The 21,364-nt window shown below is 73.2% G+C and carries 14 protein-coding genes and 1 pseudogene; 11 read left to right on the top strand and 4 right to left on the bottom strand.

The window, feature by feature from the left end:
• Positions 1–83: 83 nt before the first annotated feature.
• The 7 genes from ABZ873_RS28210 (at position 84) to ABZ873_RS28180 (ending at position 10,440) form a co-directional block, all read left to right on the top strand.
• Complete coding sequence (locus ABZ873_RS28210; RefSeq protein ID WP_360877540.1) at positions 84–1,349, top strand: DUF4192 domain-containing protein; 1,266 nt, start codon at positions 84–86, stop codon at positions 1,347–1,349.
• Positions 1,350–1,561: 212 nt separating this feature from the next.
• A complete protein-coding gene (locus ABZ873_RS28205) occupies positions 1,562–3,550 on the top strand; it encodes a glycogen debranching N-terminal domain-containing protein (protein WP_360877537.1) in 1,989 nt (662 codons plus the stop codon).
• A 99-nt stretch (positions 3,551–3,649) separates the two neighbouring features.
• The gene (locus ABZ873_RS28200; RefSeq protein ID WP_360877534.1) at positions 3,650–4,396 is read left to right on the top strand and encodes an NUDIX domain-containing protein; all 747 of its coding nucleotides are present in this window, start codon (positions 3,650–3,652) and stop codon (positions 4,394–4,396) included.
• A gap of 182 nt (positions 4,397–4,578) precedes the next feature.
• Positions 4,579–6,375, top strand: a complete 1,797-nt coding sequence (locus ABZ873_RS28195; protein ID WP_360877531.1) for an ABC transporter ATP-binding protein — start codon at positions 4,579–4,581, stop codon at positions 6,373–6,375.
• A 137-nt stretch (positions 6,376–6,512) separates the two neighbouring features.
• Complete coding sequence (locus tag ABZ873_RS28190; protein WP_360877529.1) at positions 6,513–7,454, top strand: FadR/GntR family transcriptional regulator; 942 nt, start codon at positions 6,513–6,515, stop codon at positions 7,452–7,454.
• Positions 7,455–7,831: 377 nt separating this feature from the next.
• Positions 7,832–9,415 (top strand): RNA polymerase sigma factor, encoded by a 1,584-nt coding sequence (locus tag ABZ873_RS28185; protein WP_360877526.1) that lies wholly within the window; start codon positions 7,832–7,834, stop codon positions 9,413–9,415.
• 98 nt (positions 9,416–9,513) lie between these two features.
• Positions 9,514–10,440 carry a serine protease gene (locus ABZ873_RS28180; protein ID WP_360877523.1) on the top strand — a complete coding sequence of 309 codons (927 nt, stop codon included), beginning with the start codon at positions 9,514–9,516 and terminating at the stop codon, positions 10,438–10,440.
• 189 nt (positions 10,441–10,629) lie between these two features.
• On the opposite strand, the gene ABZ873_RS28175 is transcribed toward ABZ873_RS28180, so the two are convergent.
• Positions 10,630–10,863 carry a hypothetical protein gene (locus tag ABZ873_RS28175; protein WP_360877520.1) on the bottom strand — a complete coding sequence of 78 codons (234 nt, stop codon included), beginning with the start codon at positions 10,861–10,863 and terminating at the stop codon, positions 10,630–10,632.
• A 447-nt stretch (positions 10,864–11,310) separates the two neighbouring features.
• Here ABZ873_RS28175 and ABZ873_RS28170 point away from each other — a divergent pair, with 447 nt between their 5' ends.
• The 3 genes from ABZ873_RS28170 (at position 11,311) to ABZ873_RS28160 (ending at position 15,682) form a co-directional block, all read left to right on the top strand.
• Positions 11,311–13,431, top strand: coding sequence for a DNA topoisomerase IV subunit B (locus ABZ873_RS28170; protein ID WP_360877517.1), 2,121 nt, complete (start codon positions 11,311–11,313; stop codon positions 13,429–13,431).
• Between the two features lie 176 nt (positions 13,432–13,607).
• Entirely contained in the window at positions 13,608–14,093 is a 486-nt protein-coding gene (locus ABZ873_RS28165; RefSeq protein ID WP_360877514.1) for a DUF485 domain-containing protein, read from the top strand.
• On the top strand, positions 14,090–15,682 hold the full coding sequence (locus tag ABZ873_RS28160) for a cation acetate symporter (protein ID WP_360877511.1): 1,593 nt from the start codon (positions 14,090–14,092) through the stop codon (positions 15,680–15,682). The genes ABZ873_RS28165 and ABZ873_RS28160 overlap by 4 nt, the downstream gene beginning before the upstream one ends.
• Positions 15,683–15,731: 49 nt before the next feature.
• Here the strand turns inward: ABZ873_RS28160 and ABZ873_RS28155 are convergent, their stop codons facing one another.
• A complete protein-coding gene (locus ABZ873_RS28155) occupies positions 15,732–16,433 on the bottom strand; it encodes a response regulator (protein ID WP_360877508.1) in 702 nt (233 codons plus the stop codon).
• Positions 16,430–18,055: an ATP-binding protein gene (locus ABZ873_RS28150; RefSeq protein WP_360877505.1), complete on the bottom strand. Its 1,626-nt coding sequence runs from the start codon at positions 18,053–18,055 to the stop codon at positions 16,430–16,432. Before ABZ873_RS28150 ends, ABZ873_RS28155 begins: the two co-directional genes overlap by 4 nt.
• Positions 18,056–18,435: 380 nt before the next feature.
• Here ABZ873_RS28150 and ABZ873_RS28145 point away from each other — a divergent pair, with 380 nt between their 5' ends.
• Positions 18,436–20,406: an Hsp70 family protein gene (locus tag ABZ873_RS28145; RefSeq protein ID WP_360877502.1), complete on the top strand. Its 1,971-nt coding sequence runs from the start codon at positions 18,436–18,438 to the stop codon at positions 20,404–20,406.
• Positions 20,407–20,660: 254 nt separating this feature from the next.
• On the opposite strand, the pseudogene ABZ873_RS28140 reads toward ABZ873_RS28145, so the two are convergent.
• Positions 20,661–21,364, bottom strand: a pseudogene (locus ABZ873_RS28140) (IS5 family transposase); the annotation flags it as partial.

The following is a 21,364-nucleotide window of genomic DNA, read 5'->3' as shown; positions in this document are numbered from 1 at the left end:
GCCTGTGGATATTGAAACGTCAACGGTTCGGGAAGTTATCCACAGGGCTTTCGGGATCCGATCCCGCACGGGACCTTCGTGCCATGACGAACAACGACGCATCACAGCGCCCGTCCGACCGGCCGTTCACGACCCCGGTCGGAAACTCCGGAGGACCACAGATCACCCTGCGCAGCCCGGCCGAGCTGGCCGACGCGCTGCCCTACATGCTCGGCTTCCACCCGAGCGATTCCCTCGTCATGGTCGCCGTGCACGGCGAGGGCGGCCGCTTCGGCGGCCGGCTCCGTGTCGGCATCCCCCTCACCCCCGCCGAATGGGACGACACGGCCCGCCAGGTCGCCGAATGCCTGGTCCGGGGCAGCGAGCGGCGCGGCGCCAAGCCCGACGGCATCGTCCTCTACCTCTGCCAGGACCCCACCGGGAATGAGACCGGCCGCCAGGTGATGACCCGGCTGCGCCCCTTCGCCCAGCGGCTCCGGCTGGCCTGCGGTGCCCTGGACGTACCGGTGCTGGAGGCCCTGTGCCTGTCCGACGGGCGCTTCTGGTCCTACGTCTGCCCCGACGAGCGGTGCTGCCCCGCCGACGGCAGTCGGCTGGCCGCCGTCGGCACCTCGGTGATGGCCGCCACGGCCACCTTCGCCGGGCTCCGGGTCCGGGGCTCCCTCAGGGAGATCGAGGGGCGGCTGGCCCCGCTGCGCGGAGCCGTGGCCCACGAGGCCGAGTGCGCCCTGGACCGGGCGGCCGATGCGCTGATGCCCAGGATCCTCGACGGGGCCACCCGTGAGGAGGTCGGCCGTGAAACCCTCGAACTGGCCAGGTCCCTGATGCGGCGCATGACCCTCGCGCCACCCGTCCGGGGCGGCGTCCACGCCGACGAGTGGGACGACGCGCTGCTCGGCCACGACGAGGCCGCCGCGCTCATCCTCGGTCTGCAGGACCGCGAGATCCGGGACGTCGCGGCCGAGTGGATGGAGGGCGAGGAGGCACCGCCCGCCCTGCGCCTGTGGCGGGCACTCGCCCGCCGCTGCGTCGGCGCCTACGTGGAGCACGCCGCCGCGCCCCTCACCCTCGCCGGCTGGGTCTCCTGGTCCACCGGGGACGAGCCGACCGCGCGGATCGCCTTCGGCCTGGCCCTGCGGGCGGACGCCGAGTACCGCTTCGCCCAGCTCCTCCACCACGCCTGCAACGAGGGCATCGACCCCGAGGGCCTGAGGCAGTGCCTGAGGGAGGAGCGCCGCCGCAGGGAGCCCAAGCGGCGCCGTACCTCGGCCGGCACCCGGCCTCCGGGCCGACGGGGCCGTACGGCGCCCCGCCGCGGGCCCCGGCGCACCGCGGGGAGCGGGCGGTGAACGCCACCCGGCCGCCGCGCCGCGGCCGTCTGCGGCTGCCGTGCCGGACCCCGGACGGCCACGCCCCGCGGCGCTCTATCTGGCCGCAGCGGGCTCAGCCGGAGCAGGGGCCCGTGACCCGGGCAGGGGTGGGGCCGTTCAGCTGGGGGGTGGTGCCGCCCCGGCCGCGCCACCGCCCAGCCGAACCGACCGGAGCGCAGACAAGGCGACACATGTCTCACCCCGCACCTCCCCGCCCGACCGGCGTACCCGCCGCCCGCAGATCCGAACTGCCGCCCGTGCACGGCGCCGTCATCTGCGTCGCGGCCCCCTGCCTGGTCATCTCCCCGGAGCACGGCCAGCTGACCGGGCAGGGCATCGACGGGGTGTACCGCTCGGGGCGCAGGCTGCTCTCCCGCTGCGTGCTGCGCGTCGCCGGCCGGGACCCGGTCGCCGTGCGGGGACGCAGCCTCGGCGCAGACCGGGCCGCCTTCACCGCGACGGTCCGCACCGGCGCCGAGCCGGGCCCCGATCCGGACATCGGCGTCGAACGGGTACGGCACGCGGACGGCACCGAGCGGATCACCCTGCGCAGCTTCGCGTCCCGTCCGGTACGCCTCCCCGTGGAGATCCTGCTCGGCACCGACCTGGCGGAGCTGGCCGCCGTGGCGGCGGGCCTGGCCGGGCCCGAACTGCCCGCCGGGGTGTATGCCGCCGGGCTGCGCTGGAGCACCGGCGAGGCTCAGGCCGTCACGGCCGCCGAGCCACCGCCCGACGACGCCGTGGCCTCGGCGGGACTCCTGCGCTGGCAGCTCGACCTGGAGCCCGGCGAAGCCCGCGTCATCGAGCTGCGCACCACGCAGGACCGCGTGGTGCGGGCCTCCGCCGGACAGGTGGCCAACCCGCTGGCCGACGCCCGGGCCGAGGGGGACGACCCGCGGGTCGCCGCCTGGTTCCGCACGAGCGTCGACGATCTGCGCGCCCTGCTCCAGAGGGACCCCGCGGTGCCGGGCGATGTCTTCGCCGTGGCCGGGGTGCCCTGGCGGCTGGGCCTGGCACCGGCAGAGTCGCTCTGGGCCGCACGCATGGCCCTGCCTCTCGGGACCGGCCTCGCGGCGGCCACCTTGCGCATCCTCGCCCGGACCCAGGCCGAGGGGCACGGGCCCGGCGCCGGAAAGATCCCGGGGCCGCTGCGCGGGGCGGGGCCGCAGCTGCCGCCCGCGTGCACCGGGACCGAAGCCACCCTCGCCTTCCCCGCCGTGCTCGCCGAGGCGCGGCTGTGGGGGATGCCGGAGGAGGAGCTGGCCCGGCTGCTCCCGGCCGCCGAGCGGTGCCTCGGCTGGCTGCGGGGCGCCTTGGGCGGGGACGGCTTCCTGGCCGACCCGGATCCCGGGCCGCGGCGGTGCGAGACCCAGGCCCACGCGCACCGGGCCGCCGTCCTTGGCGCGGAACTCCTCGCCGGATGCGGCCGGCCCGGCGCAGAGGAATGGCGGGAGTGGGCCGCCGCCCTGCGCGAGCGGTTCCGGGCCCGCTTCTGGATCGACGGCCCGGACGGAGGGCGGCCCGCCTCGGCGCTCCACCCGGACGGGCGGCCCTTGCCGCGGCTCACCGGAGCCGCCGCGCACCTGCTCGACACCGGGCTGCTGGGCCGGGGAGGGACGGCCCCGGGCCTGCTGGACCGGACCCGCGCCGAGCAACTGGCCAGGCTCCTCGGAGCCCCCGCGATGGACTGCGGATGGGGGCTGCGGAGCATGGCAGCCAAGGAGCCGGGGCACAACCCGTACGGTCACCGCTCCGGCGCGGTGCGGGCGTACGAGAGCGCCGTCGCCGTGTCGGGCCTGGCCCGGGCCGGCTTCGACAAGGAGGCGACGGGCCTGCTCAAGGGCCTGCTCGACGCGGCGGAGTCCTTCGGGTACCGGCTGCCGGAGATGTTCGCGGCGGAGCAGCGCACCGCGGGCAGCGTCCCCGTCCCGCATCCGGCGGCCTGCCGCCCGGCCGCGGTGGCCGCGGCCGCGGGGATCCACGTACTGGCGGCCCTCGCCGGGATCCGCCCCGACGCCCCCGCGGGCACCGTCGCCCTCGTCCCGCTGGCCGGCGCCCCCCTCGGCGAGCTGCGGCTCTCGGGCCTGCGGGTCTCGGGGGAGCCGTTCGCCGTACGGATCAGCAGGCTCGGCCTCGGCATGGTGGAGGAGGCAGCGCATGCGCTCCAGCTGGGCGGCTGAGGGGAGTTCGCGGCCGCGAGGCCGCCGGAGCCCCAGAGCCCTCGCCCTCAAGGTCACCAAAGCGCTGTTTATCGTCAGGCAGACGACTATGATCGCGGCATGTCGCCCTACGACCCGTCGGCCTATCCGCCCTTTGCTGTCACCGTCGACCTGGTCGTGCTCACCGTACGGCGCCACGCGCTCTGCGCGCTGGTCGTCCGGCGGGGTGAGCAGCCGTTCCAGGGACGCTGGGCGCTGCCCGGTGGATTCGTCCGCGGGGACGAGGACCTGGCGGGCGCCGCCGCCCGGGAGCTCTCCGAGGAGACGGGGCTGTGCGCCCACGACCCCGCCCTGCCGGGCGCGGGCAACGGGGCACATCTCGAACAGCTCGCCACCTACGGCGATCCGAAGCGCGATCCGCGCATGCGTGTCGTCAGCGTGGCGCATCTGGTGCTGGCTCCGGACCTGCCGACACCCACGGCCGGAGGCGATGCCAACAGCGCGCGCTGGGCCCCCGTCGACGAACTGCTCGCCGCCACCGAGGAGGATTCTGCGGGGCTCGCCTTCGACCACGCGACGATCCTCGCCGACGGGGTGGAGCGGGCCCGGTCCAAGATCGAGTACTCCTCGCTGGCCACCGCCTTCTGCCCGCCCGAGTTCACCGTCGGGGAGCTGCGCAGGGTGTACGAAGCCGTCTGGGGCGTGGCCCTGGACCCGCGCAACTTCCACCGTAAGGTCACCGGCACGCCGGGCTTCCTGGTACCGGCCGGCGGCACGACGACCCGTCAGGGTGGGCGCCCGGCCCAGCTGTTCCGGGCGGGCGGGGCGAACCTCCTCAACCCGCCGATGCTGCGCCCGGAGGTCTGAGCCCGGGGCGAAGGCGCCACCGGAGCGGCGGCCGCCGGGCCTGAGAAGGCCGGCGGGGCGAAGGCCGGTGGGGCGATCGGATTGTCACCGGGCCGGTTGCGCCGAAAATCGGACATATCGCGTTATCCTGCTTGCGGTACTCACGCTGCCGCAAAGCGGTCTCACACCCCGCGAGAGAAGCGATGCTCCAGGCCATCGGACTCACCAGCAAGCCACGTTCCGCCGCACCGCCCCTGGTGGACGACCTCACCCTAGAGGCCCGCCCGGGGCAGGTGACCGCCCTGCTCGGCGAGCCGGGATCGGGCAAGACGACCGCGCTGCGGCTCATGCTCGAACTCGAACCGGGGCGAGGCGTCACCTACTTCCGCGGCCGTCCGCTCCACCGGATCCCGCACCCCGGCCGGGAGGTCGGCGTCGTACTCGGCGACGTCCCCGGAAACCCGGCACGGACCGTCCGCAACCAGCTGCGGATGCTCTGCGCCGCTGCCGGGGTGCCCGCCTCCCGGGCCGACACCATGCTGGAGGTCGTCGGCATCGGCGGCCTGCGCGATCAGCGGCTCGGCTCGCTGTCGCTCGGCATGGAGCGCCGGGTCGCGCTGGCCTCAGCGCTGCTCGGTGATCCGTGCACCCTGCTCCTCGACGAGCCCGGCGCGGGGCTCTCACCCCGCGAGCGAGGCTGGCTGCACTCCCTGCTGCGCGGCCACGCCTCCCTCGGTGGGGCCGTGCTCTTCACCACCTCCGACGCCAAGGAGGCCGCCCGCAGCGCCGACCGGGTGGTCAGCATCGAGGCGGGCCGGCTCCTCGCCGACCAGGAGGCGGTGGAGTTCGCCCGGACCCGGCTCCGCCCCAGGGTCGCCGTGCGCACCCCGCACGCGGCCCGGCTGGCCGACGTACTGGGCCGGGAGGCGCGGGCCGCGCAGCGCGCGGTGGAGATCGTCGAGGAGAGCGGCAGCCGCCTGTCGGTGTACGGCAGCAACTGTGCCGAGGTCGGGGAGGCGGCGTTCCGTCACGGGGTGCTCGTCCACCAGCTCGCCGACGAGACGGGCGACGCGGGAGCGGCGTCCTCGGTCCCGCGCGCCCGTGCCGCGGCCGGTTCCGCAGCCGCGGCCGGGGGTGCGTCCGAGAACGGGGACGGCCGTGCCGAAGGGCGTGGAGGCCCGGACCGCTCCGGCCGTGGGCCGCGGCCCGCCTCCGTGGTGCGGCGGCTGAGCGGGCCGCTGAGGCCGTGGCGCTACGAGCTGCTGCGCGTCTTCGGTACGGCCACGCCCGTCCTCACCGCCCTGCTGGTCGCCGCGGTCTCCGTGGTCACCGCCCTCGTGCTCGCCCGCGCCGGGCAGACCCCGCAGGGCCGGCTGCTCGCCGCCTGGCCCGAGCTGCTGCCGCTGCCGCCGGCCGCGCTCGGGGCGGGGCTGCTGGGTGCGCTGGCCTTCGGCGAGGAGTACCGCTATCCCGCGCTCGCGGCCGACCGGGGCACCGTTCCCCGCCGGATGGGACTGCTCACCGCCAAGCTCGGGATCAGCGCCGCCCTCGCCCTGCTGATCGGCGCCCTGGTGGTGGCGGGCGACGCCGCCGCCCTGGCGCTCGTCTTCGACAGCGGCCCGCTGCGCACCCCCGCGGAATGGCTTACCCCCGCCGCGAGTTGGGCGGGGCTGCTGATCGGCTGCGCGTGGGCCGGCGTCCTGGCCTCCGGGGTCTTCCGGTCCGCCACGGCGGGGCTGGCCGCGGTGGTCGCCGTACCGGTGGTGGTGGTTCCGCTGGTGCGCAAGGCGCTGGAGGGTTCGTCCGCGTACCCGACGACCGGACTCGGGCCGCGCCTGCGAGGGCTGAGCTGGGTGCAGTGGCCGCCGGAGGCCGACCGGTTGCTCGTGGGGGCCCTCCGGGTGATGGCCCAGCCCGTGGGGACCGCGCTGGTGCTGTCGCTGATGGTCCTGTTGTGCGCCTATGGGTTCACCGGACTGCGCAGCAGGGTTCGTTGGTGACCGTTCCGGTGCGGTAGCCGTCGTGGTCGGGACCGTTGCGGTCCATGTCGCGTCAAGCGGACCGCAACTCCCCGCACTGCGTCCGGTTCTTTACGATAAGTCGTCAATTGCGTAGGTGGCACCGATCACCCTTTCGTGTGCTTTTCACCAAAGACCTCAAGGGTCGTGGAAGCACGGCCGACAAAGGATTCGTGAGTACCCTTGCGCACACCATGATGACCGCCGCCCGCCACGCCGACTCCGGCCTCGCCGGCCCGGGCGAACTCGACCGCTACCCCTACGCGGAGACCCCCGGCTCCGACCGCGTCGCAGCGCCCCACTGGGACGGCGGCGACGTCGAGTTGAGCCGCGTGGGCCGTCGCGCGGCGGGCAGCCGCGGCCGCGGACTGCACGGCCAACTCGTACAACAGCTCGGACAGATGATCGTCTCCGGCGACCTCGGCGCGGACCGCCCGCTGGTCCCCGAGGAGATCGGGCAGCGCTTCGAGGTCTCCCGCACGGTCGTCCGCGAGTCGCTGCGGGTCCTGGAGGCCAAGGGCCTCGTCAGCGCCCGCCCCAACGTCGGCACCCGGGTCCGCCCCGTCGCCGACTGGAACCTCCTCGACCCCGACATCATCGAGTGGCGCGCCTTCGGCCCCCAGCGTGACGACCAGCGCCGCGAGCTCGGCGAGCTGCGCTGGACCATCGAACCGCTCGCCGCCCGCCTCGCCGCCGGCCACAACCGGCCGGACATCCAGCAGCGCCTCGCGGACATGGTCGAGATCATGGGCCACGCCCTCGGCCAGGGCGACGCGATCACCTTCGCGCGCGCCGACAACGAGTTCCACGCGCTCCTGATCCAGATCGCCGGGAACCGCATGCTGGAGCACCTCTCCGGCATCGTCTCCGCCGCCCTCCAGGTCTCCGGCAGCCCGATGACCGCCTGCGACCGCCCGAGCGAGACCTGCGTCGCGCACCACGCCCGGATGGTGGAAGCCCTCGCCGCGGGCGACGCGATCGGTGCCGAGAACGCGATGCGCCAGCTCCTGACCGTGCACCCGGAGGTCGAGCGCGTGGTCCCCGCCCCGCGCGAGCACTGACGGGCGGTACGCGCGAGGGAACACGGCGTGCACGGGGTGTCGCCGGGCCGGTGAGGGCCCGGCGACACCGCTGTGCCGCCGCCTTCCGAGGGTCCGGCGGCACCTCCGGATCCGCCGGGTAGGACCGTATGACCGGCATTCGTGCATACGGGGTGTGACTCGGGCCACGAAGATTGGGCGTAACGCTCCGCGAGGTCGTGCGATGACTTAAGAGGTGATGGCCGACGGAGGGAAGACAGCAGCCCTTGGGGGTGCTGTGCAGCTCCCCGGCCCCTGCCCGCGCTGCCGGCCCATCCCCGGTCGGTGGTCGTCGGCTCCGGTCCAGCACCACCTGGCCCGGGGTCGGAAGCCGTTCCCATCGTTCCGAGAGGTTGTTCGTGTCGGCCAGCACATCCCGTACGCTCCCGCCGGAGATCGCCGATTCCGAGTCTGTGATGGCGCTCATCGAGCGGGGCAAGGCCGAGGGGCAGATCGCCGGCGATGACGTGCGTCGGGCCTTCGAGGCTGACCAGATTCCTGCGACCCAGTGGAAGAATGTTCTGCGCAGCCTCAACCAGATCCTCGAGGAAGAGGGTGTGACGCTGATGGTCAGTGCCGCGGAGTCGCCCAAGCGCACCACCCGCAAGAGCGTCGCAGCGAAGAGCCCGGCCAAGCGGACGGCGACCGAGCCCGTGCGGAAGACGGCGGCCAGGACGACGACGGCGCAGCCCGCGGCCCCTGCGGCGCCCGCGGCGGAGTCCGCGGACCCGCAAGCCCCGGACGCCCTCGCGGCGGAGCCCGGGACGGAGCCCGCGGCCAAGAAGGCGGCGGCGAAGAAGACCGCGGCGAAGAAGGCCGCCCCCGCCAAGAAGGCGGCAGCCAAGAAGACCGCGGCGAAGAAGACGGCCGCCAAGAAGGACGCCGACGAGGCCGGCGAGGAAGAGACCTCGGAGGAGGGCCCGGACGCCGTCAAGGCCGAGGGCGAGGAAGAGGACGAGAGCGGCGAGAACAAGGGCTTCGTCATCTCGGACGACGAGGACGACGCCCCCGCCCAGCAGGTCGTCGTCGCCGGCGCCACCGCCGACCCGGTCAAGGACTACCTCAAGCAGATCGGCAAGGTCCCCCTCCTCAACGCCGAGCAGGAGGTCGAGCTCGCCAAGCGCATCGAGGCGGGCCTGTTCGCCGAGGACAAGCTGGCGAACTCCGACAAGCTGGCGCCCAAGCTCAAGCGCGAGCTGGAGATCATCGCCGAGGACGGCCGCCGGGCCAAGAACCACCTGCTGGAGGCCAACCTCCGCCTCGTGGTCTCCCTCGCCAAGCGCTACACCGGCCGCGGCATGCTCTTCCTGGACCTGATCCAGGAGGGCAACCTGGGCCTCATCCGCGCGGTCGAGAAGTTCGACTACACCAAGGGCTACAAGTTCTCCACCTACGCCACGTGGTGGATCCGCCAGGCCATCACCCGCGCCATGGCCGACCAGGCCCGCACGATCCGCATCCCCGTGCACATGGTCGAGGTCATCAACAAGCTGGCCCGTGTGCAGCGCCAGATGCTCCAGGACCTGGGCCGCGAGCCCACTCCGGAGGAGCTGGCCAAGGAACTGGACATGACCCCCGAGAAGGTCATCGAGGTCCAGAAGTACGGCCGTGAGCCGATCTCCCTGCACACCCCGCTCGGCGAGGACGGCGACAGCGAGTTCGGTGACCTCATCGAGGACTCCGAGGCCGTCGTCCCGGCGGACGCGGTGAGCTTCACGCTCCTGCAGGAGCAGCTGCACTCGGTGCTCGACACGCTGAGCGAGCGCGAGGCCGGCGTGGTCTCCATGCGCTTCGGCCTCACGGACGGCCAGCCCAAGACGCTGGACGAGATCGGCAAGGTCTACGGGGTCACCCGCGAGCGCATCCGCCAGATCGAGTCCAAGACCATGTCGAAGCTGCGCCACCCCTCCCGGTCCCAGGTGCTGCGCGACTACCTGGACTGACCGGCGGAGGGTCGCCGACGGTGGCCGCGCGGGTGCGCTCGGCCACCGGGCATCCCACTCTGGGTGGAGTCATGCACACCCGGAGTCAGGAGGCCCCCATGCGTCGTCCCTTTGCCCGTGCTCTGGCGGGCGCGCTGACCCTGGCGGCGGGAGCGGCCGCGGCACCGCTCGCCCAGGCGCCCCAGGCGACGGCGGACAGTGTGGTGATCGGCGGCAAGCCGGTGAAGGTCACCGACAGCCCCTGGGTGGTCGCCCTGGCCAGCCGTGACCGGTTCGGGCGTACGCGGGACGGGCAGTTCTGCGGGGGCGTCGTGGTCGCCCCGACACGGGTGGTGACCGCGGCGCACTGCCTGAGCCCCCAGGTGCTCGGCGGCCCCGTCGAATCCGTGCCGGACTTCCGGGTGATCTCGGGGCGTACGGAGCTCCGCGCGGCCGACGGCCGGGAGATCGCGGTGCGCGGGGCCCGGGTGAACCCCGCCTACGACACGCGGACCAACGCCGGGGACCTCGCCGTCCTGGAGCTGGCGGAGGCCGTACCGGCACACCACGTCCTGCCCATGGCGGAGGCGGGCCACCCCGCGTACGGCGCGGGCACCGAGGCGGCCGTGTACGGCTGGGGCGACACGAGCGGCTTCGGGGACTACGCCTACGGGCTGCGCGCCGCGCGCGTGACGGTACTGGAGGACGAGGTCTGCGGGCGGGCGTACCCCGGCGATGCGGACGGACAGTTCCTGGCCGACTCCATGGTGTGCGCGGGGGACGACAGCGGTGGCCGGGACGCCTGCCAGGGCGACAGCGGCGGCCCCCTGGTGGCGCAGGGCCGGCTGATCGGGCTGGTCTCCTGGGGCCGCGGCTGCGGCCGCGCCGACAGCCCCGGGGTCTACACGCGCATCGCCCCGCTGGCCGGCTTCGTGACGGCCCCGGAGAGGGCCGCGCAGCGGTCGGGGGTCCAGGATGTCCCGGAGGGCGACTCCGAGGCCGCCGAGCAGCACTCAGGGCCCGCGCGGGGGCATCGTACGGACTGATCGGGGGCCAGGGGTGCGGCGCGCCCGCGGTGCACGCGTCCGCCCGCGCCCGGGAACCCGTACGGCCCCGTCCTCGGAGGTGAGGGCGGGGCCGTACGTGAGGACGGGCGGCACCCCTGGGTCGCAGGGGTGCCGCCCGTCGACCGGCCTAGCCGGTCCTGGCTCGTCGGATGCGAGGTCGGGCCTGTGTCAGCGGTCCTCGGTTTCGGCGTGGGCAGCCGGAGCGGACGTGAGCCGCTCGGTCTCATCCTGTATTTCCGCGGCGATCTTCTTGAGTTCCGGCTCGAACTTGCGCCCGTGGTGGGCGCAGAAGAGCAGTTCACCGCCGCTCAGCAGGACGACGCGCAGATATGCCTGGGCGCCGCAACGGTCGCATCGGTCAGCGGCCGTCAGCGGGGTCGCGGGTGTCAGAACAGTAGTCACGTCGCCTCTTCTCTAGCTCGACGAGCTGTCGTACCAGGGTCAACATCCAACCAGGCCGAAAACGTTCCCGCTCGCGGCTTTTCCTCGAAACTTCCTTCCGAAGCTGGCCGGCTGTTGCCGGTTGGCGGCGAAGGAGCCGTATTGCGTTGCTTTACGGTTTCGCGTTGTCACTCGTGCGCTTCTTGCAGTTCCATCCTCCCCGGCGAGAGTGCCAGGTTGTTCATGAGGACGTGCCCGAACCCTAAATGGTTCATGCGCGGAAGGGAACGTGATGTTTCCTTCACCCGCGCGGGGGATCGAACATCCGTACGGATCTCGACTAGGGTGAGGAGCACGCGAGGGTGGCGTTGCATCGGCTCTACCTGGCCTCGGTACCCTTCGAGCGGCACCCGAGCCACCCCTGCGCCCGACCGGGCCAGAAAAGAAATTCAGCGAGGAGCGAACTGCGTGACCGCCGACACGTCCGTGCCTTCCAGCGCGCTGCTGTCCGGAGCAGACCGGGACGGTTCCAACTACACCGCGCGGCACCTGCTCGTCCTCGAAGGGCTGGAGGCCGTCCGCAAGCGTCCCGGCATGTATATCGGCTCGACCGACAGCCGGGGCCTCATGCACTGCCTGTGGGAGATCATCGACAATTCCGTCGACGAGGCCCTGGGCGGCTACTGCGACCACATCGAGGTGATCCTCCACGAGGACGCCTCCGTCGAGGTCAGGGACAACGGCCGCGGCATCCCCGTGGACGTCGAGCCCAAGACCGGCCTGTCCGGCGTCGAGGTCGTCATGACCAAGCTGCACGCCGGCGGCAAGTTCGGCGGCGGCTCCTACGCCGCCTCCGGCGGCCTCCACGGCGTCGGCGCGTCCGTGGTCAACGCGCTCTCCGCCCGCCTGGACGTCGAGGTGGACCGGGGCAGCTCCACGCACGCCATCAGCTTCCGCCGCGGCGTCCCCGGCATGTTCACCGAGCAGGGCCCCGACAGCCCCTTCGACCCGGCGAACGGCCTGCGCAAGGTCAAGCGCATCGCCAAGGGCAAGACCGGCACCCGGGTCCGCTACTGGGCCGACCGCCAGATCTTCCTCAAGGATGCCCGCCTCGGCCTGGAGACGCTCTACCAGCGGGCCCGCCAGACCGCCTTCCTCGTCCCCGGCCTGACCATCGTCGTCCGCGACGAGCGGGCCCTCGACGGCGCCGGCAAGACCGAGGAGACCTTCCGCTTCGACGGCGGGATCAGCGAGTTCTGCGAGTACCTGGCGCAGGACAAGGCCGTCTGCGACGTGCTGCGGCTCTCCGGCTCGGGCACCTTCAAGGAGACCGTCCCGGTCCTCGACGACCGCGGCCACATGACCCCGACCGAGGTCACCCGCGAGCTCGGCGTGGACATCGCCCTGCGCTGGGGCACCGGGTACGAGACCGGCGTCAAGTCCTTCGTGAACATCATCGCCACCCCCAAGGGCGGCACCCACGTCACCGGCTTCGAACGCTCCGTGACCAAGACCGTCAACGAGGTGCTGCGCTCGGCCAAGCTGCTGCGCGTCGCCGAGGACGACGTGGTCAAGGACGACGCGATGGAGGGCATGACGGCCGTCGTCACCGTCCGCCTCGCCGAGCCGCAGTTCGAGGGCCAGACCAAGGAGGTGCTGGGCACCTCGGCCGCCACCCGGATCGTCGCCGCCGTGGTCGCCAAGGAGCTCAAGGCGTTCCTGACCTCCACCAAGCGCGACGACAAGCAGCAGGCCCGCGCCGTGATGGAGAAGATCGTCGCCGCGGCCCGGACCCGGATCGCGGCCCGACAGCACAAGGAGGCGCAGCGCCGCAAGACGGCACTGGAGACCTCCTCGCTGCCGGCCAAGCTGGCCGACTGCCGCAGTGACGACGTGGACCGCAGCGAGCTGTTCATCGTCGAGGGGGACTCCGCCCTCGGTACGGCGAAGCTCGCGCGGAATTCCGAGTTCCAGGCGCTCCTGCCGATCCGTGGCAAGATCCTCAACGTCCAGAAGTCCTCCGTCTCGGACATGCTCAAGAACGCCGAGTGCGGGGCGATCATCCAGGTCATAGGAGCCGGCTCGGGCCGCACCTTCGACATCGACGCCGCCCGGTACGGCAAGATCGTGCTGCTCGTCGACGCCGACGTCGACGGCGCGCACATCCGCTGCCTGCTGCTCACGCTCTTCCAGCGCTACATGCGGCCGATGGTCGAGGCCGGGCGGGTCTTCGCGGCCGTGCCGCCGCTGCACCGCATCGAACTGGTCCAGCCGAAGAAAGGCCAGGACAAGTACGTCTACACGTACTCGGACAACGAGCTGCGCCAGACCCTGCTGGAGTTCCAGCGCAAGAACATCCGCTACAAGGACTCGATCCAGCGCTACAAGGGCCTCGGCGAGATGGACGCGGACCAGCTGGCGGAGACCACCATGGACCCCCGCTTCCGGACCCTGCGCCGGATCAACATCGGCGACCTGGACTCGGCCGAGCAGGTCTTCGACCTCCTCATGGGCAACGAGGTGGCCCCGCGCAAGGAGTTCATCACCGGCTCCGCGGCGACGCTGGACCGCTCGCGCATCGACGCCTGAGCCCGGGGCGGTGCCCGTGGCGGGCCGAGACTCGCACGGCGGGCGCCGCCGCGTACCGGTGCTGCTCACTCCATCACCTGTTGGAGTGAAGAGCACCGGTACACCAGTCCGGAAACCGTCCATTTCGCACATCCTTGGATCACGCGGCCAATGCGGCAGCGGACAAGGAGAGTTCGGTGGACAAGCACGAAGGTCGCGATGCCGGAACGATCCGGCTTGACGACCCCTGGTACGACGCACTGGCCGTCGGCTGGGGCGAGGGCGAAGAACCGTCCCCGTCGCGCCCGGCCGCCGGCCCCCGCCCCGCCCCCAGCGCCTCGGACGTCTACCTGGAAGTGCAGCGCAGCGCCGCCTTCCAGGAGGTCCGCAGGCGCTACCGGCGGTTCGTCGTCCCCGCGACCGCCGGGTTCCTCCTCTGGTACGTCGCCTACGTGGTCGCCGCCACCGCCGCACCCGGCGTGATGGCCCGGCCGGTCGTCGGCGCGGTCAACGTGGCCATGCTGGCGGGCCTCGGCCAGTTCCTCAGCACCTTCGTGCTCACCTGGGCCTACGCCCGGCACGCGCGGCTGCGGCGCGACCGGGCCGCGCTCGACCTGCGCTGGACCGTCTTCGAGCAGGAGCGCGGCCAGGAGCGCAACCGGGGCCGGAGGGACGACCGGTGACCAGCGAACACCAGACCCTCGCGCTGCTCCTGTTCAGCCTCTTCATCGCGGTGACCCTGGGCATCACCACCTGGGTCAGCCGCAACCGGCACGGTTCGGCCGAGGAGTTCTACGCCGGCGGGAGGCTCTTCTCCCCGATGGAGAACGGTTTCGCCATCGCGGGCGACTACATGTCCGCCGCCTCCTTCCTCGGTATCTCCGGCCTGATCGCCCTCTTCGGCTACGACGGCATGCTGTACTCGGTGGGCTTCCTCGTCGCCTGGCTCGTGGTGCTGTTCCTCGTCGCCGAACTGGTCCGCAACTGCGGCCGCTTCACCCTCGCCGACGTGGTCGCCGCCCGGATGAGCGAGCGCCCGGTGCGGATCGCGGCCGGTACCTCCTCCGTGGTCGTCTCCGTGCTCTACCTCATCGCGCAGATGGTCGGTGCGGGCAGCCTCGTCGCCCTGCTGCTGGGAAGTTCGGGCGGCGCCGCGCGCACCCTCACCGTGATCGGCGTGGGCGCCCTGATGGTGGTCTACGTGTCCTTCGGCGGGATGCGGGCCACCACCTGGATCCAGATCGTGAAGGCCGTCCTGCTGATGGGCGGGGCGATCACCCTGACCGTGCTCGTGCTGCTGCGCTTCCACGGCGACTTCGGCCTGCTGCTGACCAGCGCCGCCGAACGCAGCGGACACGGCATGAAGTTCCTGGGCCCCGGCCTCAAGTACGGCGGCGACTGGACCGCCCGCTTCGACTTCATCAGCCTCGGCCTCGCGCTCGTCCTCGGGACGGCCGGCCTGCCACACATCCTGTCGCGCTTCTACACGGTGCCCACGGCGCGGGCGGCCCGCCGCTCGGTGGTGTGGGCGATCGGGCTGATCGGCGGCTTCTACCTGATGACGATCGTGCTCGGCTTCGGGGCGGCCGCGCTGGTCGGCCCGGACGAGGTCCGCGCCTCCAACGCCTCGGGAAACACGGCCGTTCCGCTGCTCGCGGCCTTCCTCGGCGGAGGCGCCGAATCCACCGGGGGCGCCGTGCTGTTCGCGCTGGTCGCCGCGATCGCCTTCGCCACCATCCTGGCCGTGGTGGCGGGTATCACCCTGGCCTCCTCGGCCTCCGTCGCGCACGACCTGTACGCCTCGCTCAAGCGGCGGCGCGCCAAGCAGCGCAGCGAGGTCGCCGTGGCCCGGGGGGCGGCCGTGGGCATCGGGGCGGTGGCGATCGCCCTCGGGCTGCTCGCGCAGGACCTGAATGTGGCGTTCCTGGTCGGTCTGGCCTTCGCGGTGGCCGCCTCGGCCAATCTTCCGGTGCTGCTGTACTCGCTGTTCTGGCGCGGCTTCACCACGCGGGGCGCTGTGTGGTCGGTGTACGGGGGACTGGTCCCGGCGATGCTGCTGGTGCTGGTCTCACCCGTGGTGTCGGGCGCGCCGGAATCACTCTTCCCGGGGATGGACTTCCAGTTCTTCCCGCTCCAGAACCCGGGGATCGTGTCGATTCCGCTGGGCTTCCTGGCGGGGTGGCTGGGGACGGTCACCTCGGGCGAGGTGCCGGACGAGGCACGGCATGCGGAGACGGAGGTCCGCTCGCTGACGGGTGCGGGGGCGGTCTGAGGGGGGCCTGGGGGCGTGGGGCAGGGGTGGTCCAGGCGGGGGCCCGGCCTCAGGTGGGGCCCTCGGACGGGAGCCAGGTGTAGCGGTGTTCGGGGCGTCCGGTCTCGCCGTAGCGCAGGGCCAGGGTGACGCGACCGGTGCGTTCGAGGAGTTTCAGGTAGCGCTGGGCGGTCTGGCGGCTGATGCCCGCACGGTCGGCGATCGCCTGCGTGGACAGCGGGCCGTCGGCGGTGCGCAGGACCTGCCGGACCAGCTCGGCGGTGGTGGGGGAGTGGCCCTTGGGCAGCTCGTTGGCGGGGCCCGCGCCGGCGAGGGCGCCGAAGAGGCGGTCCACCTCGGCCTGTTCGGCCTCGCCGCCCGTGTCCAGGGCGCGGCGCAGGGACGCGTACGCCTCCAGCCGGGTGCGTAGTCCGGCGAAGGTGAAGGGCTTCACCAGGTATTGCAGGGCGCCGAGGCGCATGGCGGCCTGCACGGTGGCCAGGTCGCGGGCCGCGGTGACCATGATCACATCGGTGCCGTGGCCGCCCTCGCGCAGGCGGCGGACCAGGTCCAGGCCGTTCTCGTCCGGGAGGTAGTGGTCCAGGAGGATCAGGTCCACCGGATGCGTGGTGAGGAACCGCATGGCCTCGCCCGCCGAATGAGCCCGCGCGACCACGCGGAAACCGGGAACCTTCTCCACGTACGCCGCGTTGATCCGGGCAACACGCATGTCGTCGTCGACGACCAATACGTGCATCGGGGTCTCGTTCATCGCAGGGCCTCCGGGAGTACGACGGAGAACTCCGCCCCTCCGTCCGCTGCTTCACCGGCCCGGGCGCTGCCGCCCTGCCGCTCCGCGAGGCGGCGTACGAGGGCGAGGCCGAGCCCGCGCTCGCGGTGGGCCCGGGGCTGCTTGGTCGACCAGCCCTCCGTGAAGATCTCCTCGCGGCGCGCGGCGGGGACCCCGGGCCCGCTGTCGCACACCCGCAGCACCGCGGTACGGCCCTCCGCGCGCAGCTCCACCTCGACGAGGGGTGCCGTCCCGCCGGCGGCGGCGTCCAGGGCGTTGTCCACCAGATTGCCGACGATCGTGACGAGGCCGCCGGGGTCCACCAGGCGGTCGGGAAGGAGGGTGGCCGCGGCCAGCCGCAGGGCGACGCCGCGCTCGGCGGCGACGGTCGCCTTGCCGACCAGGAGGGCGGCCAGCAGCGGGTCGTGGACCTTCTCGGTGACCTGCTCGGCGGTCGAGCGGTGCACGCCGACGACCTCGGTGACGAACTCCACCGCCTCCTCGTGCAGGCCCAGCTCCAGCAGGCCGAGGAGGGTGTGGAGCCGGTTGGCGTGCTCGTGGTCCTGGGCGCGCAGGGCGTCGATGAGGCCGCGGGTGGAGTCGAGCTCCCGGCCCAGGTGCTCCAGCTCCGTGCGGTCGCGCAGGGTGGCGACGGCGCCGCCGTCCTGGGTGGGCATGCGGTTGGCGACCAGGACGCGGGGGCCCTGGACGGTCACCAGGTCGCGCCCGGTGACGCGGCCCGAGAGCACGTCGGCGGTGCGGCCCGGCCCGAGTACGTCGTCCAGGGGGCGCCCGGCGAAGGGCGTCGGGGCATCCGGGGCGCCGGGGGCGAGGCTCAGCAGCCGGGCGGCCTCGTCGTTGACCAGGCGGACCCGGCCGTCGGGGGCGAGGGCGATCACGCCCTCGCGGATGGAGTGCAGCATGGCCTCGCGCTCGGCGAGGAGGCCGGCGATGTCGGAGAAGGCCAGGTCGCGGGTCTGGCGCTGGATCCTGCGGGAGAGGAGGTAGGCGGCGAGGGCGCCGGCGGCCAGGGCGCCGCCCGCGTAGGCGAGGAGGCCGGGGATGGCGCCGAGCAGGCGGTCGCGGACGCTGTCGTAGGGGATGCCGACGGATACGGCGCCGACGATCTCGCCGTCGGCGGCGAGGAGCGGGACCTTGCCGCGGGCGGTGCGGCCCAGCGTGCCCTCGTCGATCTCCATCACCTCGCGGCCGGCGAGGGCGTCGCCGGGGTCGGTGGAGACGGGCAGTCCGATGCGGTCGGGGCTCGGGTGCGAGCGGCGGAGGCCGCGGAGGTCGACGACGACCACGTACTCGGCGCCCGTCGCCCGGCGGATGCGCTCCGCCGCGGCCTGCACCGGGCTGTCGGGCGAGGGACCGGAGGCGAGGACGCCGGTTGAGAGCGCGGGGTCGGCGGCCGCGCTCTGCGCGATGGCCAGGGCACGCCGCATGGCCTGGTCGTCGAGCTGCGCGCCGAGCGGCGCCAGGAAGAGGCCGGTGGCCAGGGCGAGGACCCCGGCGGCGATGGCCAGCTGGGTGAGCAGGATCTGCGAGACGGCCCGTCTGGGCAGCCCGAGGCGCCGAGCGCTCATGAGGGGGAACCGCATGAGGAGCAACGGTAGGTCGGCGCGAACAGGATCGGAACGGCTCCGGGGCGCTTGTCGGATACGCCACTCCCTGGGGGGGCCTGGCCGTGGGGTGTCGGGGCGGTCGCCCGACGGAGGCGGGGCGGTCCGGCTGGGCGGGGCCGTGGGTGCCGCCCAGCGGTCGGCAGACGGAGGGCTGGGTGGCCCCGTCGGGCGGCGGGGCGGTAACCGGGTTCCCCCTTCCGCCCAGAGCCCTCGGCGGGCCGGCGGTTCGGGGCGGTGGGAGATCGGGCGGCTTGCTTCCGCCAGGTCGGGGTAGCCCGTGGATCATCGGCTGTCCTACGCTGCCGCAGGATCGGTCGGCAGCAGTAGCGAGGGCGTGAGCCGGGACGGGGGCAGCGGTGACGGGTGTGGTGGGGATCGACCTGGGGACAGCGCGTTCGACGGCCTGCGTGCTGGTGGACGGCGAGCCCGTCCTCGTCACGAACGCCGAGGGGGAGCCCAGCACACCCTCGGTCGTCGCGTTCACCCCGAACGGCGGCACGCTGATCGGCGAAGCCGCCCGCCGGCAGGCAGCGGCGAACCCCGACCGCACTGTCCACTCCGTCAGACGCCACCTGGGCACGGACTGGCGCGTGGAGATCGACGGGCGGTCCCACACCGCACCACAGATCGCCTCGTTACTGCTGGGAGCCCTCAAGCGGGACGCGGAAGCGCTCACCGGGGAGCCGGTGACGGAGGCGGTGTTCACCGTGCCCGCCGGCTTCGGGTATGCGCAGCGGCAGGCATTGCGCGAGGCCGCCGGACTCGCGGGACTCGACGTACTGCGTCTGGCACATGAGAGTGCCTGCGTCGGTCTGGCCCACGTGGCGGAGCACGCGGTCGGCAGCAGGAACAGCCGGCTGGTGATCGTCCGGCTCGGCGCCGGCAGTTTCGACGTCTGCGCGCTCGGCGTGGACGACGCTTCCGGCGGGGTGCTGTGCGCCGAGGTCACCGCCTTGCGCGGCGGTACCCGGCTCGGCGGCGACGACTGGGACCGGACCGTGGCCGCACATCTGGCCGGCCGCTGCCGGGAGCGGTACGGCGTGGACGTGTCCTCCGATCCGGCAGCGGGGCAACGGCTGCGGGAGGCCGCCGAGAAGGCCAGGGCGGAGCTGTCCTCCTCGTCCAGCACGACCGTCGATCTGCCTTACCTCACCACCGGCCCCGACGGCCCCGTCCACTTTCAAGAGCTGCTGACCCGGGCCGAGTTCGACGAGCTGACCGCCCCGCTGCGCGAGCGCTGCGCACAGGGTCTGCGGGGCATGCGCGATGATCTGGGCGATCTCCTGCCCGAGGTCGGCCGGATCCTGCTGGTGGGCGGCACGGTGCGGGTGCCGGGCATCGCGGACACCGTGCGCGCCCTGTTCCCCGGCAAGCCGGTCCGCACCGTGCCGGCCCACCGGGCTGCGGCCGGCGCCGCGCTGGTGGCCGCCGTCATCGCGCACGCGCGCCGGGACCTGCTGCTCCTCGACGCGGCCCCGACAACGCTCGGGATAGGTGTCCGGGGCGGCGAGGTGGCCACGATGATCAGGCAGGGCACCGTGCGGCCGACGCGGAGGTCGGAACTCTTCGTCCCCGCCGAGCCGTTCCCCCGGGACGGCTCGCGGCCTGTGGCCTTCGACGTCTATGAGAAGGACGGGGACCACGGGTGGGCCGCAGCAGGCCAGGACCAAGACCAGGACCAGGACCGCCGGTCGTCCTGTCAGCGCCTGGGAACCGTGGAGTTGGCCGGTCTGCGGCCTGCCGCTGCGGGGAGCACCCGGATAGAGGTCACCGTCGCCCTCGATACGGACGGGGAGCCGGAGGTGACCGCCACCGCCCTGGCCACCGGGCAGTCCTGGAGGCTGTCCCCGGGGCACGCACCCAAGCCGTCCACCGTCCCGTCCCCCATCGCGCTGGTCCCCGTCGCGCCAGCCCCGCAGCGGCCCGAGCCGGACGACGCGCCCGGCGACCCGGACGGCGGGCCCGCGCCGGCACAGCGGCCGGAAGCCGCCGCGCGACGGAAGGTGGAACTGCGGGCGGGCCTGCCCGGGTTCACGGAGGAGCAGGCGCTGCGCCTCCTGGAGTCGGGGGAGGCATCCATCCGCCCCCAGGACGTACCGCTCGGCCTGAGCTCCCTGGGCTGCCTTGTCCCCCTCGCGCTCGTCGCCGGGTACCTGATGACCGGAACCGGCGTGATGGCCCTGTTCTACCCGTCGAGGAACGTGGCCAGCCCGATCCTGCTGATCCCCGGGCTGCTCCTGCTGGCGGGTGCCTACTGGGCCAAGTCGACGCTCAGCCGAAGGATCGTCGCCCATCTCGCCCGCGCACCCCGCCGGGAAGAACCCTGACCACGCGGGCGGAACACGCATCCCGGCCGGCGAGCAGGGACAGCGCTGCCGTGAACCCGGTCACCTCCGCGCCCTCTGCTGCCTGCTTCGGCGGACCCCGTCTCAGGCTTTGACGTCCTGGCGAGCGGCCGAGTGCCTCTCCGGTCCAGGGCCCCCTTTTCGTGCTCCGGCCGCGTGCTGGTGGCCGGAGCGATTGTCCGACGGAGTGACGACCGGTGCACACTGCGGACACGCCCTAGGGGGTGTCCGCAATGTCAGGTGGGGAGCCATAGCCGCAGGCAGGCGAGGGTGACGAGGGCTTGGTAGTGGCGGGCTCGTTTGTCGTAGCGGGTGGCGAGGGCTTTGTTCTGTTTGAGGCGGTTGAAGCAGCGTTCGACGACGTTGCGGCGCCGGTAGGCGGTGCGGTCGAGACGGCACAGGCTCTCGCCTCGGCGCAGGCGTCCGCTGATCTGGTCGGTGCGTTCGGGGATGGTGCAGGCGATGCCGCGCCTGCGGAGGTAGGCGCGGATCTTGCGGGATGAGTAGCCCTTGTCGCCGACCACCCGCAGCGGTCGGGTGCGGGGCCGGCCGGGCCCGCACCGCTTGATACGGATGCGGGTCATGACCGGCTCGAACTGCGTGCAGTCGTTGACGTTCCCGCCGGTGACCGTGAACGCGAGGGGGCGTCCGCGGCCGTCGCAGGCGAGGTGGATCTTCGTGCTCAGTCCGCCGCGGGAGCGGCCGAGTGCCTCGCCGGTCCAGGGCCCCCTTTTCGGGCTCCGGCCGCGTGCTGGTGGGCCCGCACGATGGTCGAGTCGACGCAGACGATCGTCCAGTCGACCTCGCCGATCGCGTCCGAGTGCTGCTGGACGTGAGCCAGGAGACGGTCCCAGGTGCCGTCCGCCGACCAGCGGCGGAACCGTTCGTAGACCGTCTTCCACGGACCGTAGCGTTCCGGCAGGTCCCGCCAGGCCGCACC

It is taken from the genome of Streptomyces sp. NPDC047014 (genome assembly GCF_040644195.1).
Classification (GTDB): Bacteria; Actinomycetota; Actinomycetes; order Streptomycetales; family Streptomycetaceae; genus Streptomyces.
The sequence above is the reverse complement of the archived record's forward strand: the minus strand, read 5'-3'. Positions and strand labels throughout refer to the sequence as shown.